Below are 13,813 nucleotides of genomic sequence, written 5' to 3'. Positions count from 1 at the left end.
TCACAGCAGCAACAAGGCGCTGGCCGCCGTTGCAAGCCCCAGGGCGCCGTTAAACAGGCGCAGACGGCGGTCATCCCGCAACCAACGGCCCATGGCTTGGCCGAACAGCACCCAGACAAGGGTCCAGGGCATGCCCACCACCAGGAACATGCCCGTGACGGTCAGGATGCTGCCCACCTCCCCCAGTGCCGGCATGCGGTAGATGGCATGGACGGAAAGGGCCATGGCCAGACCCTTGGGATTGATGAACTGGAATGCCGCCGCCTGCAGGAAGGTCAAGGGTGCGGCGCGTGATCCCGCCTCCGGACGGCCCGCCGTTCCGATCTTCCAGGACAGGTACAGCATATAGGCCACGCCGGCATATCTAAGGATCGGTTCCAGTATCGGCACAGCGCGCATCAACGCCTCCCCGCCAATACCGGCCAGCAGCAGCAGGGAACCGAAGCCGGCGACAATGCCCAGAATATTCGGCACCGTGCGGCGCACGCCGAAGGTAGCGCCACTGGCGGCCAGGATCATGTTGTTGGGGCCCGGTGTGACGGAGGTGGCGACGCAATAGGCCGCCAAGGCCAGCAGGGTTCCGTTCAGGCTGTTTTCCATCACGCACCCTCCATGTATGGGTGACAATCGCCATTGTCACCTTTGCCTTGCGTGAATTGTCACCCTGTATCGCAGAATTGCCGGGTTGATCACGCCGTCTCTTCTGGATATTTTGAGGACAATCAGGCGTCAATGTGCGGATTGTTCCTGGCACCCATGCGACAAAGGGGGACAATTTCCGCCATGACGGGGACATACCCGGTGAAGCCGGGTACTTTCGACACCTGAAACCGATGATCGGCCATGGTCACCGGGATCTGGATTGAGGATGCGTGCCATGAATCAGCCCGCCACCGTCCGCTGGCAGCCCGCCATCGCCCATCGTCCGGGCCCGCTTTACCGCGCCATCGCGGCGGCCCTGGCAGAGGATATTGCCAACGGCACCCTGCCGCCCGGCACCCGCCTGCCCACCCATCGCGATCTGGCCTGGGACCTGAAAGTCACTGTCGGCACCATCACACGGGCCTATCAGGAGGCCGAGCGTCAGGGCCTGATCGGCGGTGAGGTCGGGCGCGGTACTTTCGTGCGCGACCCCCGCCGCCTGACAGAGCCGGTGGCGGACACGGGCGGCACCTTGATGGAGATGAATGTCGGGCTGATCGACCTGTCGGTAAATGCCACGGCCCTGTGGCCCGACGCCGGCGCCCTGACGGCGGCGACGCAGGCCGTGGCGCAGCGGCCCGATCTGGTGGCCCTGATGTCCTATCAGACGCCGCTGGGCCATCCGCGCCTGCGCGCCGCCATTGCCGACTGGCTGGCCGACAGCGCCAACATGCATGTCGCCCCCGAACAGGTGCTGTTGGCCGTCGGCGGCCAGGGGGCCATGCTGACGGCCCTGTCCGCCGTCACGCGGCCGGGTGATACGCTGCTGGTGGAACAGTTGACCTATACCGGATTGCGGGCAGTGGCGCTGCATCTGGGGCTGCGGCTGGTGCCCGTGGCCATGGATGCCCACGGGCTGCTGCCCGACGCCGTGGAACAGGCGGCACGCACCCATGGCGCCCACGCGCTCTACTGCATGCCGACATTGCAGAACCCGACGACGGCCACCCTATCCCTGGAACGCCGGCGTGCGCTGGTCGATGTGGCACGGCGCATCGGGTTGATGATCATCGAGGATGATGTCTATGGCTTCCTGAAGCAGCCGGCACCGCCGACCCTGTACAGCCTGGGTCCGGACGTGACGCTCTATATCAGCAGCCTGTCCAAGTCGCTGTTCCCCGGTCTGCGCACCGGTTATGTGGTGGGGCCACGCCCTCTGTTCGACCGGCTGGCCACGATCCTGCGCGCCACCGTCCTGGCCCCGGCCCATCTGGGCGTCGTGGTCGCGGCGGAACTGATCGATAGTGGGGAGGCGGTGCGCATCGCCCATCGCCGCCGTGCCCTGGTGGCCGAACGCCAGGCCCTGGCCCGGTCGGTGCTGTCGGGCATGGATCTTTCCGCCTCCGACCCGGCGGTCACCCATCTCTGGCTGCCGCTGCCGGAAAGCGTGCGGCGGGACGAACTGGTGCGCGGCGCCCTGGAACGCGGGGTGAAGATCACGTCTGCCGACGGTTTCAGCCCCGGCAAGGGCGAGGTGCAGAATGCGGTGCGCATCTGCCTACTGGGCGTGGACCATGCCAGCCAGCTGGAAAAGGGCCTGTCCGTGGTGGAAAGCCTGATCAGCAACCCCGTCGCCACCAGCGCGGCCTGGGTCTAGAGCTGTTTCCGGTAAACCGTAAACAGCTCTGGCGGCGACTGCCGCCGCGCCGCACGTGCGGCGTGAAGCCAAGCGGCGGATGCCGCGCCGGCGCTTGAGGAAAACGAAAGGATAGAGCGTGTTTCCGGTCGACGGAAACCGCTCTAGACTTACAGCAGCCGTTCTGCCAGTTCCACATCCGCCGCCTTGTCCACATCGACGGCGGCCAGACCGAAGGGCATTTCCACCACCCCTGCCCTGGCCCCCGTGATCCGGCCCAGACGGGCAAGTGCCGCCGTGAGGGTAAGGCGGCCCAGCAGGAATTTCAGGATCGACAGCAGGCCCAGCAGGCGGATCATGCGCAGCGGGTGTTTGCGCTGGGCCTCCACCTGTCGCCAGGTCTGTGCCACACCGGCGGCGGCGGGCGTGCGGAAGGCGAACATGTTGCAGCCGGAGAAGGCCCCATCGGCAAAGCGCAGATAGGTGCGCTTCGTCTCCGGCACCGCTGCCTGGATCACGCTGTCACGCGCCAGACCGACACAGACATCGGTCCCGTCCGGCAGATGCGTCAGGAAATGATCCACCCATTCGGGGCGCAGCAGCGCATGGTCCGCCGTTGTCACGAACAAGGGCGTGCCCAGCGTCTCCAGCGCTGCCGAAACGCTGCGGCTGGGGCTGCCTTCCGCCGGCAGCAAGGCGATGCGCCCGCCGGCCAGCAACAGGCCCAGTTCAGGGTGCTGTTCCACCAGTTCGGGCCGCTCAATGGCGATATGGATCATGCCGACGCGGGGCGACGCGGTCAGCGCGCGCACCACGCGCACCAGCATGGGCACACCGGCGATGGGGGCAAAGGCCTTGTGGCTGACGCCCATCAGCTTTGCCACCGGATCCTCCGGTCCCCGCGATCCCGCCAGGACCAGGGTCGTCATCCCCGTCACAGCGCGCGCTCATACAGGCGGTAGGTCTTGTACCGCTCCGATCCGATGGCCTCAATCATGCGGCGCATGGGCCGGTTGTCTTCCAGGATCCAGGACAGCTCAATCCATTCATAGCCCAGCTTGCGCGCTTCCAGGCGCATACGGTCGACCACCAGGAAGGGCAGAATGGCCTGTAGCCAGCCGCCAACGTCGCGCCGCACCCCCATCAGGGGAACACGCGCCGTCTTCACCCCCGCCACCTTCAACCGCCACAGCATCTTGACGATGCCGAACGGGAACAGCTTGCCACCGAGGTCAGTAATGGCCTCGTTCAGGTTGGGCAGGCAGACACCAAAGGCGACCGGCTTGCCATCCACCTCGGCAATCCAGGCCAGCTTGGGATTGATCAGCAGTTTCAGTGATTTCGCCATCTGCTTGGTCTCGGCCTCCGACAAGGGCACGAAACCCCAGTTGCCGGACCAGGCATTGTTGAAGATCGACGTGACGTGGCCCAGATCTTCCTCATACCGCTTCATGTCCAGCATGCGCAGCGTCAGATTGGACGGCAAGGGCCGGTCGATCATCTGACGAACCGCAGAGGGCAGTTCGCTTTCAATGTCATAGAGATAGGCGTAGACGTCCTTGGCCTTGGTCAGTCCCGCCGCCTCGATCCGCGATCCCAGATAGGCGCGGTCATGGCCCATCATCAGCATGGGTGGCCGGTCCCAGCCATTGACCAGCAGGCCGGTCTCCTCATTGATCGACAGGTTGAAGGGCCCGACCATGTGCACCATGCCACGGGCACGCAGCCAGTCCGCCGCCGCCGCAAACAGCGCGTCGACCACCGCCTGATCATCCTCTGCCGCCAGCAGGCCGAAATGGCCCGTGGCATCCTTGCGGATTTCAAGGCCGGCGCGATCGATCTGCGCCGAAATACGGCCCACCACCCGGTCCCCCCGCAGGGCCAGGAAATACATGACGTCGGCATGCAGGAAATAGGGATTGGTCTTGGGCGACAGGGTTTCCTGCCGCTCCATGAACAAGGGCGGAACCCAGTTGGGGTCCCCCTGATGCAGCCGGTATGGCAGGGCGATGAAACGGTCCACACCCTTGGAACCGGGTTCCACCTGTTCGATACGGATGCCGGCGTCCCCGCCCTGACCGCCGCTCAAGATGCTGCCTTCACGCTGTCGCTGTTGCCCGATACGGGCGGACGCGGTGGCCGGTCACGCGGCGGCGACCCGGTCAGTTCCATGACCCAGGGATAGCGCCCGGCCTCTTCCACATCATAGCCCAGGTTGAACACGGTCGGGCTGCGCGGCTTCTGCTTCGCCTCGCGGTAGAAGGTGCCCAGCAGCATGTCGGGACCATAGGAGATGATCCCGTAATTGCCATCCTCATTATGGAAATGGTGATAGAGGTGCAACTGCTTGATCCGCGCCACCCAGTTCCAGGTCGGCTTGTAGTTCAAGTGCTGGATGCAGTGGAAAAATTCATAGATGCAGGTGGTGAACAGGCCCGTGGCCAGCGCCGTTGCGGCCGCTGCCTTGCCATCGATCAGGTAACCGACAGGCACCGTCACCAGGGCGATGGTGGGCAGGGTGTTGGCGAGGCTGCCGAACAGCACTTCCAGCTTGTGCGGGTCCTGATGATGGTCGAAATGGATGCGCTTCCAAAGGGCAGCGGACCATTTCATCCGGTACAGCCAGCGACCGTGCAGGATGTAGCGGTGGATCAGGTACCAGGCCATCGGATAGATGAAGGTCGCGACCAGCACGGTCAGCGCCATAAGGCCCCAATTCTCCGTCCAGATCACCGCCAGCACGGCAGAGACCAGCGCCAGCGCCGCATAGGCCTGGATGGCCGGGTATGTGGAATAGGCAAAGGCCAATTCCCGCAGGTTCATCTTGCCGAGGTCATAGCTGCGGCCGCGCCAGGCATCGCCCCACATGCCCCTACCCTTTCCCAAATCATCGAACAGGCCATCCGGCCCATTAACCGTGGCGTCAAATTAGGCCCCGAAGGACCGGTCTTCAAGGGCGATGCCGCAATGCGACACCGTATCGCCCTATCCTTCCACATAGACCATGATGGCCCCGCCGATGGCGGCAAACAGGATCAGCGGTGACCAGACCGCCATCACCGGCGGCAAGGCCCCCGCCTGCCCCATGGAGCTTAGAATGCCAGAGGATAGCAGGAAAATCAGGCCGATGACGGTGCCCAATGCCAGACTTCCCATGGCCCCACCGCGCCGGCGCATGCCATGCGCGACGGGTGCCGCCAGCAGCAGCATGACCAGCGACGCCAGCGGAGCCGCATAGGTGGAATGCAGGCGCGTGGCATAGTAGGTGGGGCTTTCGCCGCCAGCCCAGCTACCCCGCACGATGCGCAGCAGTCGGTTGAAGGGAATGTTCTCCGGCGGCTTGCGCAGGTCGATCATGTTGTTGGGCGACAGGTCCACATCCCAGCGGAGCTTGTCATCCTGCGTCACGCGCGGCGGCTCCCCGATCTCGGTCCGGACCACGCCCGACAATTGCCAGCCATCACGGCCATGGTCACCGCTGACCGCCGACATCAGGCCCGTCGCCTTGCCGTCCGCATCGCGGGTGACCATCTCTACACCCTCGATATGCTTGCCATCATCAGAAATGCTGCCGATCCGCACGACATGATCGCCCAGCCGGAACCAGACCGGCTTCACCGGGTCATCATCCTTCTTTTCCGAGGGCAGTTCCGTCGCCGTCCACCAGCTGACGAAGGCGCGTTCGCAGCGCGGGGCCACCTGATCGGCCATGATGAAATGGGCGATGGAAATGACCAGTGCCGCCGGCAGCAGCGCGCCCATGATCTGGTATGGCGTCATGCCGACCGACCGCATGGCCACGATCTCGTTCGTGGAGGCGAAGGTCCATAGCGTGGACAGCGAGCCGATCAGCACAGCTAGCGGCACCACCCGCTCCATCACCATGGGCAAGCGGATCATCGTGTAATAGACCAGTCCCCCGCCGCCCAGCCCACGCTCCAGAACTGTGGAGGCCGCATCCAGCAGGTCAAGCAGTTGCAACAGCGCCGACAGCGCGAACAGAACCGACAGAACGCGGACCAGGAAGGTGCGGGTCAGGTAACGGGTGATGGTGCTGCGGTTCATGGCTTGGCCCCCCCCGCCTTCTTCTTGCGGCGCTTGAACAGACGGCCAACGAAGCTTGTCGCGGTGTCGATGGCATCGAACATGGCCGCGAACGGGTTTTCCCCCGGCCGCACATCGGCGCGGTGGAACAACCAGCCGCACAGCAGGCAGAACAGGCCGAACGGCACCCAGATGCCGATGCTGGGCGGCAGACGCCCGACATCACCTAAGCTTTCACCCAGTTGGATCAGATGATGGTAGATGATCAGGATCAGAGTCGCCAACGCGATCCCCTGCCCGCGCCGCGCCCGCTTCGCCGCCATTCCCATCGGCACGGCCAGCAGGGGCAGCAGCGGCAATGACAGTGACCGGGCCAGCCGCGCATGCAGTTCCGACCGCACCTTGTTGAAGGGCAGGATCGATTGCGGGTCGTGCATTTCCGACCATAGCTCATGCAAGGTCAGTTCACGCTCGCTGCCGCCACGTTCGCGGAACGGCTCTGTCACCAGCCGGAATGGCTTGTCCAGGGTCATTTCCCCGAACTCCATCACCTGCCGGCGGCCATCGGGCAGTACGCGCACCTGCACCCCGTCATGCAGAGTAACTAGCACACGCTGCCGGTCGGGCGTGGCGGCCAGGGCGCCGGTGACAGCCGTGGTCACCCACTTCTCACCATTGTCGCGGTCCTGCTGCACAAACACCTTTTCTAGCCGGCGCCCCGTCGGGTCCACCATATCGGCGGAGATGGTCACCCCTTCGCCGGCATCGACAAAGGTGGCTTGCGGCACCGTCGCATCCCAGGCCGCATTGACCACCATGTGATAGATGGCGCTATAGCCATAACGGCCATAGGGCTGGAGATAGCCGAACAGGATGATGGAAAACACCATCAGCGCCACACCCAGCCCCAGGAAGGACCGCGCGATGCGCGGCACCGACAGGCCTGCCGACTGCAACGCGTCCAGTTCATTATCCTCCCCCATCCGGGCGACGATGATGAACATGGAGATGAAGAACGCCGCTGGCAGGGCCAGACCCAGATAATGCGGCACCAGATTGGCGACCAGCCGGATGACCATGTCGAACGGCCCGCCATGATTGGCCAGCAGATCGAACAGACGCAGCAGCCGTTCCATCAGGAGCGCCACCAGCACGACCAGGAGCGACGCGAACAAGGGCTTCAGCGTCTCGGTCAGGATGTAGCGGTCGATCAGCCGCGTTGAGTGGAGCTTATATTGCCGTTCTGACGGCAGCGGCGAACCGTTCACGTCACATCCACCCACACTGCCTTCAGATCGGCGGTCAGCGCCGCCAGCATATCGGCATCCAGCACCACCGCCTGGCCCAGCGCCGGCGGACCGGGCCAGCCGGCATCGGGGAAACTAATCCCGCGATAGTCTCGCGCGCCCTCACAGCGGGGGATGACATGGAAATGCACGTCTGGGTCCACCATCATCAGCATCAGGTAATTGATCTTCTGATAGGCGGTGAACCGGGTCAGCACCGTCTCCACCCGCGCCACCACCTCTTGCAGCCCGGCAAACGCAGCCGGCGTCAACTGCCCGAAGGCCGTCGCTGGTTCCTTGCACACCAGAACCAGGGAGCCCAGCGCCGGTTGCTGCGGACGTACCTGCACCGACCACAGGGCCGTATCCGCCACAACGCTGGCCGGATGGCCGAATTTCAGCATGGTGGCATTGGGCTGGATCATGGGGCGGCAAACTCAAAATGGCAGAATAAAAGGCACTTTAGTGCGGAACGCGGGCAACCGAAACAACGATTACCGATGCAGCGGACATGCAGAACCGGGGTTTCTGCGGATTACGGCTGACGCCTAATCCGCACTACGAAAGGAACGCCATCCGTAGCGCGGATTAGCGCAGCGTAATCCGCGGAACAACAGAACCGTCCCTAAACCCGAAGCGTCCAGCCGCCCAGCGCCGTGACTGGCCCATCGCGGCGTTCCACACCCCGAACCTCCACCTGCACCCGCCAATCCGGGCCGTCTGTGTCCACCGTCACAAGGTGCCAGCGGGCGGGCATGTCATGGCGATAACCGATGGCCGACGCCGATGGCACCGTCAGACTGGGGATCGGCCCCTTGGGCCCCTTGATCATCGACAGGTTGGCAACATGGGCATGGCCATGCAGCAGCAGCTCCGCCCCTGTCCGCGACAGGAGGTCGCGCAGTTCCCGCCGGTCGGTCAGGCCCTTGCGCCCCGACACCACACCATCGGCCACGGGATGGTGCACCATCAACACCCGGAACAGCCCGCGCCGCCCGGCATCGGCGAGCATATCGCCCAGCCGTTCCAACTGCTCCCGCCCCAAAGACCCTTGTGCCAGCAGCGGTTTGGTCGGCACGCCGGAATTGGCCCCGATGAAGGCAACGGACCCACGCTGCCGCAGATAGGGGAAAGCCACCTCCCCCCCACCATCGCCCGTCATGTAATCCGCCCACAGGCCCAGACCATCGGCGAAGGGCACATGCACCATGGCGTCATGGTTGCCGGGGACATAGGACACATCGTGGCCCGCACCCAAGCTGCGCAGCCAGATGGCACCGCGCTGGAACTCCCCGGCCAGGGAGATATTGGCGATGTCGCCCGTCACGGCCCAATGGTCCACACCCTGCGCCCGAATATCAGCGACAATGGCGGCCAGCATGGCGGGCGTGTGGGCATGGCGGCGCTTTCGCTGCCACGACTGATAAGACAGGGTTCGCTTGGACAGCCATTCCAGCCCTTTCGGACGGTCGGGTTCCAGCGGCAGATGCGGATCGGACAGGTGGGCGAAGCGGAAGGGCTGCATGAAAGCCAAGCTACAATGCCTTACAGGCGATAGGCAAAGCCCGCGTCAGGGAGTATGTAGACCATCAACAAACCAACCTGATCATGGTTCACGCCTTGTCCGCCGACAATCACGCCGCTGAGACCACCCCGCCCATGGCCGCCACCATCGGCGACAATCCTGTCCGACTGTGGGGCATGAGTTCCGTCGAACGTCTGCGCCGCCAATGCGTGCGCAATGGCGTGACGGAGGTCCGTGCCTGGGACGGGCTGGACCAGGGCCGTTCACAGCTGCTGCTGCGCACCGACTGGGTGTTTGACGAGGTACTGGTGCGCGATCTGGCCAAGCGGCCCGGCACCATCCTGGTGGACAGCCGCAATCAGGAACCCGTGGCCGCCCATGTGTCCGCCGAGGATGCCGCCGAGGTGGCGGAGATGCTGAACAGCAGCCGAATCGTGCCCGCCGATCTGGCGGCACGCCTGCGCTTGCTGGTGCCCGGTGACCTTTCCTCGTCCTACAATCACGCGCTGCGCAAGCGCGAAAGCCCGTTCCTGCTGCGCCTGACGCCGGAGGCGCTGCCCAAGATCGAACAGCGCATGTTCGCAGGCAGCTATAAGGGCATCACCGACGTCGTGACGAAATATGTCTGGCCGCTGCCGGCCCGGCACGTGACGAAGCTGTGTGCCGTGCTGGGCATGACGCCCAACATGGTGACGGGCATCGGCGCCGTCCTCATGCTGCTGGCCCTGTGGCTGTTTGCGGAGGGGCATTACCTGCCCGGCCTTGCCGCCGGCTGGGTCATGACCTTCCTGGACACGGTTGATGGCAAGCTGGCGCGGGTGACACTGACCAGCAGCAAGTGGGGCAATATTTTCGACCATGGCATCGATCTGGTCCACCCGCCGTTCTGGTGGTGGGCCTGGGTCGCGGGCCTGTCGGCGGCGGGCTTCACCATGCCGGGCGGGGAGGTCTTTGCCCTGGTCGTCATCTGGGTCGGTTACGTGTCGCAGCGTTTGCAGGAAGGTTATTTCATCAAGCGCTTCAAGATCGACATGCACACCTGGCGCCCGTTCGACAGCTTCTTCCGGCTGATCACGGCGCGGCGCAACCCCAATCTGGTGATCCTGACGCTGGCCACCCTGCTGGGCCGCCCGGATATCGGCATGGCACTGGTGGTCTTCTGGATCGCCGCCTGCTTCGGCGTGCATATGGCGCAGATCGTTCAGGCCGAACAGGCGTCCAAGAAGGGCCCCATCACCTCCTACCTGTCCGCCTGACCCGTCATGGCGCGTCCGGGTCTTATCCGTAATCCGTTCAGCCACCGGAACAAGGCGGGGGCCGGTGATCTGCCGGCGGATGCCACGCGCCTATTCGGCAGCCATGTGGCATCCCCGGACACCCCTGAAAAGCTGGTGCAGGCCCTGCGCGGCTTTGCCGATGGCGGGGTGGATATCATCACGGTGGATGGTGGTGACGGAACCGTGCGGGAGGTGCTGACCGCCCTTCCCCATGCCTATGGCGATGCAAGCCCGGCGCTGGCCATCCTGGCGGCGGGCAAGACCAACCTGATCGCCGCCGATGTCGGCACCCACGGCTATGGCCCGCGCGGTCTGGCCGGACTGGTGCGCGCAGCACATGAGGGGACGCTGGGCACCCGCACCACGCGGCGGCCCATCCTGTCGCTGCACTGGCCCGACGGGGAACATGGGCCAGTGCGCGGCATGTTCATGGGGGCCGGTGCCTTCACGCGCGGCACCGACCTTGCCAATGCCGCCATCCACAAGGCCGGCTTCACCCAGGAAATTGCCGTGGTGCTGACCATGGCCGGTGTTCTGGGCCGGGCCTTGATCGGCAATGACAGCCATGGCTGGCTGGCGGGAGAGCCTTTCACGGCAACGGTCGATGACAGCCCGGCCGTGGACGGTAACCGCTTCCTGTTCCTGGCGACGACGCTCGACAAGTTGATCATGGGGCTGTGGCCCTTCTGGGACCATGGCAGCCTTCCCCTGCGCTATCTGGATGTGGCGGCCAGTCCGCCCGGCCTGCTGGGTGCCCTGCCGCGCCTGATGAAGGGGCGGCCCAGCGCCGGCATGCGCAATGCGGGTGCCTATCGGTCGGGCGGGGCGGAACGGATCGAACTGCACCTGACCCGCCCCCTGATCATGGATGGGGAGACGTATCCTGCGGGCCGTGTCATCCTGTCCGCCCATGACAGCATCCGCTTCGTTCAGCCGTGACCGACCCGCTTTCCACCCTGATTGACCAGGAATGGGACCTGCCCCTGCCCGCACCCGCCGCCGCCCTGGTGGCGGCGCTGGTGGCGCATGGCGGGGACAATGTCGCTTCGGTGCTGTTCTACGGCTCCAACCTGCGCACGGGCGATGTCGAGGGGCTGCTGGATTTCTATGTACTGGTCGACAGTCTGACGGGTTGGCGCGACAGCCGCCCTTTGGCTGCCGCCACCCGTCTGCTGCCGCCCAGCGTGGAATATTGGGAGGTGCCGTGGCAGGGCCACACCTTGCGGGCCAAGGTGGCCGTGATGGGTATTGACCAGTTCGCGCGCAGCACCCGTTTTGACGGCCTGGACACCACCATCTGGGCGCGGTTCACCCAGCCGGTGATGCTGGCCCATACCCGCGATGCAGCCGCCCGCCGGCAGGTACGCGCCGCCGTGGCCCAGGCCGTGACGACAGCCACCCGCTGGGCCGCGTTGCTGGGTCCCGCCGAGGGTACGGCACGCGATTACTGGGAGGCGCTGTTCAAGGCCACCTACAGCGCCGAACTGCGCGTGGAGAAGGCGTCGCGCGGGGTCAGCATTGTGGACCATGCCGCCGACCGCTACACGGCCTTGCTGCCCCCCGCCTGGGCATCGGCACGGGTTCCGTTTGAGGAACGGCCCGATGGTCGCCTGCACCCGCTTCTGTCGCCGGCTGAACGGGCAAGGGCAGCCAGCGCCTGGGCCTGGCGCGGACGGTTCGGCAAGGCGCTGAACATCGCCCGGCTGGTGAAGGCGGCCTTCACCTTCACCGGCGGGGTCGATTATCTGCTGTGGAAGCTGCACCGCCACTCCGGTGTGCGCCTGGAGCTGACGCCATGGCAGCGGCGCCACCCCATCCTGTCGGCACCCGGCATCCTGTGGAAGCTGAAGCGGATGGGGATCATCCGCTGATGGGGCGGGTAGCGAACCCCACGCTCGCCCATTACAGCGCGCATGCCGCGCATTATGCCAGTCACCTGGCCGATCATGACAGCGCCGGTGCAAGGCAGCGGTTCCTGACGACTATCGACAGCCAGGCGCCCGCCATTCTGGACCTGGGGTGCGGCGCCGGGCGGGACCTTGCCGGGTTCCGGGATGCTGGCGCCCTGGCAACCGGGGCTGACGGCAGCCACGCCCTGGCCGCTATCGCCACCCGGCAGACAGGTTGCCCGGTGCATGTGCTGGACCTGCTGTCTGCCGATCCCGCCCCGTGGGACGACCAATCGTTTGACGGGATATGGGCCCATCATCTGTTCTTTCACCTGCCGGACATCGCCCTTCCGCATGTTCTGCACCGGGTGGGGAACTGGCTGCGGCGGGGCGGTGTTTTCTATGCCTGCGACCCGACCGGCGATGGCATGGAAGGCATGGCCGCCGATGGCCGCTATCTGGCCTTTCGCCGCCCACAAAGCTGGAAAGCGGCGGTGAAGCAGGCTGGGTTTATCCTGCTGGCCGACTGGCGCCGGCCCGAAGGATTGCCCCGTCACCGGCAGGAATGGTTGGCCACCCTGTGGCGCCGGCTTTGACCTGACCGGATTTTTCCCGCACAAAGGGCGCCCAGGCCGCCATTCGGAAGGACACCGATGATCGAAGACATCCTGCTTTTCATCGCTGTCGGCTTTGCCGCCCAGATGGTGGACGGGGCCATCGGCATGGCCTATGGCGTGACGGCCAGCAGCGTCATGATGTCGATGGGCGTGCCCCCCGCCACGGCCAGCGCCAGCGTGCATGTGGCGGAAATGTTCACGACCGGGGCCTCCGGCTTTGCCCATTGGCGGCGCAAGAATGTCCGCCCTGATCTTGTCTGGCGGCTGGCACTTCCCGGCATGCTGGGCGGCGCGCTGGGCGCCTATGTGCTGTCGGGAATCGATGGCGATGTCATCCGGCCCGTGGTGGCGGTCTATCTTCTGGCCATGGGTGGGCTGATCCTGTGGAAGGCGCTGCACCCGCCGCCACCGCATGAGCTATCAACGCGCAAGGTCGCGGGCCTGGGGCTTGGCGGCGGCTTTCTGGATGCGATTGGCGGTGGCGGCTGGGGTCCGATGGTGGCCAGCACCCTGATCGGCGGCGGCACACAGCCGCGCTATGCCATCGGCTCCACCAATCTGGCGGAATTCTTCGTGACGATGACGGTATCCTTCACCTTCATCTTCACCATCGGGCTGGAGCTTTGGCCCGCCATCCTGGGCCTGATTATCGGCGGCGTCATTGCCGCCCCCTTTGCGGCGATGGTGACGCAGAAATTGCCCGACAAGCCCATGATGATCCTCGTTGCCGTGGTCATCATGCTGCTCAGCCTGCGCAATCTGGTCGATGTCGTGCAGAAATGGCTGGCCTAGGTCTGTCAGATTTAGGTTGAAGCCCCCCGTGTCATTCCCGCGAAAGCGGGAACCCAGCGATAGCGGCGATAGCCGCGATATGACTCATATCGGCGCTGACCGCGC

14 protein-coding genes are annotated in these 13,813 nt (G+C 65.1%); 6 read left to right on the top strand and 8 right to left on the bottom strand.

The annotated features are described in order from the left end of the window. Entirely contained in the window at positions 1-600 is a 600-nt protein-coding gene (locus tag ACODSP_RS00685; protein WP_488963713.1) for a LysE family translocator, read from the bottom strand. 277 nt (positions 601-877) lie between these two features. Here ACODSP_RS00685 and ACODSP_RS00680 point away from each other — a divergent pair, with 277 nt between their 5' ends. Beyond that, a complete protein-coding gene (locus ACODSP_RS00680) occupies positions 878-2,299 on the top strand; it encodes an aminotransferase-like domain-containing protein (protein WP_488963712.1) in 1,422 nt (473 codons plus the stop codon). Between the two features lie 149 nt (positions 2,300-2,448). On the opposite strand, the gene ACODSP_RS00675 is transcribed toward ACODSP_RS00680, so the two are convergent. The 7 genes from ACODSP_RS00675 to ACODSP_RS00645 form a co-directional block, all read right to left on the bottom strand. Then, on the bottom strand, positions 2,449-3,207 hold the full coding sequence (locus ACODSP_RS00675) for an NTP transferase domain-containing protein (protein WP_488963711.1): 759 nt from the start codon (positions 3,205-3,207) through the stop codon (positions 2,449-2,451). 5 nt (positions 3,208-3,212) lie between these two features. Then, the gene (locus tag ACODSP_RS00670) at positions 3,213-4,367 is read right to left on the bottom strand and encodes a dATP pyrophosphohydrolase (protein WP_488963710.1); all 1,155 of its coding nucleotides are present in this window, start codon (positions 4,365-4,367) and stop codon (positions 3,213-3,215) included. Further along, positions 4,364-5,146, bottom strand: coding sequence for a sterol desaturase family protein (locus tag ACODSP_RS00665; protein ID WP_488963709.1), 783 nt, complete (start codon positions 5,144-5,146; stop codon positions 4,364-4,366). The genes ACODSP_RS00670 and ACODSP_RS00665 overlap by 4 nt, the downstream gene beginning before the upstream one ends. A gap of 117 nt (positions 5,147-5,263) precedes the next feature. After that, complete coding sequence (gene lptG / locus ACODSP_RS00660; RefSeq protein WP_488963708.1) at positions 5,264-6,343, bottom strand: LPS export ABC transporter permease LptG; 1,080 nt, start codon at positions 6,341-6,343, stop codon at positions 5,264-5,266. Next, positions 6,340-7,590, bottom strand: coding sequence for an LptF/LptG family permease (locus ACODSP_RS00655; protein WP_488963707.1), 1,251 nt, complete (start codon positions 7,588-7,590; stop codon positions 6,340-6,342). Before ACODSP_RS00655 ends, lptG begins: the two co-directional genes overlap by 4 nt. Then, on the bottom strand, positions 7,587-8,033 hold the full coding sequence (locus tag ACODSP_RS00650) for an HIT family protein (protein ID WP_488963706.1): 447 nt from the start codon (positions 8,031-8,033) through the stop codon (positions 7,587-7,589). Before ACODSP_RS00650 ends, ACODSP_RS00655 begins: the two co-directional genes overlap by 4 nt. Before the next feature lie 200 nt (positions 8,034-8,233). Next, positions 8,234-9,133, bottom strand: coding sequence for a metallophosphoesterase family protein (locus tag ACODSP_RS00645; protein ID WP_488963705.1), 900 nt, complete (start codon positions 9,131-9,133; stop codon positions 8,234-8,236). 95 nt (positions 9,134-9,228) lie between these two features. Here ACODSP_RS00645 and ACODSP_RS00640 point away from each other — a divergent pair, with 95 nt between their 5' ends. From ACODSP_RS00640 to ACODSP_RS00620, 5 genes are read left to right on the top strand one after another with little or no spacing between them, the layout of a single operon-like run. After that, positions 9,229-10,389: a CDP-alcohol phosphatidyltransferase family protein gene (locus ACODSP_RS00640; RefSeq protein WP_488963704.1), complete on the top strand. Its 1,161-nt coding sequence runs from the start codon at positions 9,229-9,231 to the stop codon at positions 10,387-10,389. Between the two features lie 6 nt (positions 10,390-10,395). Further along, positions 10,396-11,349 (top strand): diacylglycerol/lipid kinase family protein, encoded by a 954-nt coding sequence (locus ACODSP_RS00635; RefSeq protein ID WP_488963703.1) that lies wholly within the window; start codon positions 10,396-10,398, stop codon positions 11,347-11,349. Next, entirely contained in the window at positions 11,346-12,281 is a 936-nt protein-coding gene (locus ACODSP_RS00630) for a hypothetical protein (RefSeq protein WP_488963702.1), read from the top strand. The genes ACODSP_RS00635 and ACODSP_RS00630 overlap by 4 nt, the downstream gene beginning before the upstream one ends. After that, positions 12,281-12,895 (top strand): class I SAM-dependent methyltransferase, encoded by a 615-nt coding sequence (locus ACODSP_RS00625; protein ID WP_488963701.1) that lies wholly within the window; start codon positions 12,281-12,283, stop codon positions 12,893-12,895. Before ACODSP_RS00630 ends, ACODSP_RS00625 begins: the two co-directional genes overlap by 1 nt. A gap of 57 nt (positions 12,896-12,952) precedes the next feature. Beyond that, positions 12,953-13,708 carry a sulfite exporter TauE/SafE family protein gene (locus ACODSP_RS00620; RefSeq protein ID WP_488963700.1) on the top strand — a complete coding sequence of 252 codons (756 nt, stop codon included), beginning with the start codon at positions 12,953-12,955 and terminating at the stop codon, positions 13,706-13,708. Positions 13,709-13,813: the final 105 nt, after the last annotated feature.

The organism is Niveispirillum sp. FG156 (assembly GCF_057809555.1).
This window is presented reverse-complemented; position numbering and strand designations above follow the sequence as displayed.

What these genes read in the sequence shown, in the direction of transcription:
- ACODSP_RS00685 (WP_488963713.1), bottom strand. Translation starts at nt 600, where the DNA reads ATGGAAAACAGCCTGAACGGAACCCTGCTGGCCTTGGCGGCCTATTGC.
- ACODSP_RS00680 (WP_488963712.1), top strand. Translation starts at nt 878, where the DNA reads ATGAATCAGCCCGCCACCGTCCGCTGGCAGCCCGCCATCGCCCATCGT.
- ACODSP_RS00675 (WP_488963711.1), bottom strand. Translation starts at nt 3,207, where the DNA reads ATGACGACCCTGGTCCTGGCGGGATCGCGGGGACCGGAGGATCCGGTG.
- ACODSP_RS00665 (WP_488963709.1), bottom strand. Translation starts at nt 5,146, where the DNA reads ATGTGGGGCGATGCCTGGCGCGGCCGCAGCTATGACCTCGGCAAGATG.
- lptG (WP_488963708.1), bottom strand. Translation starts at nt 6,343, where the DNA reads ATGAACCGCAGCACCATCACCCGTTACCTGACCCGCACCTTCCTGGTC.
- ACODSP_RS00650 (WP_488963706.1), bottom strand. Translation starts at nt 8,033, where the DNA reads ATGATCCAGCCCAATGCCACCATGCTGAAATTCGGCCATCCGGCCAGC.
- ACODSP_RS00645 (WP_488963705.1), bottom strand. Translation starts at nt 9,133, where the DNA reads ATGCAGCCCTTCCGCTTCGCCCACCTGTCCGATCCGCATCTGCCGCTG.
- ACODSP_RS00635 (WP_488963703.1), top strand. Translation starts at nt 10,396, where the DNA reads ATGGCGCGTCCGGGTCTTATCCGTAATCCGTTCAGCCACCGGAACAAG.
- ACODSP_RS00625 (WP_488963701.1), top strand. Translation starts at nt 12,281, where the DNA reads ATGGGGCGGGTAGCGAACCCCACGCTCGCCCATTACAGCGCGCATGCC.
- ACODSP_RS00620 (WP_488963700.1), top strand. Translation starts at nt 12,953, where the DNA reads ATGATCGAAGACATCCTGCTTTTCATCGCTGTCGGCTTTGCCGCCCAG.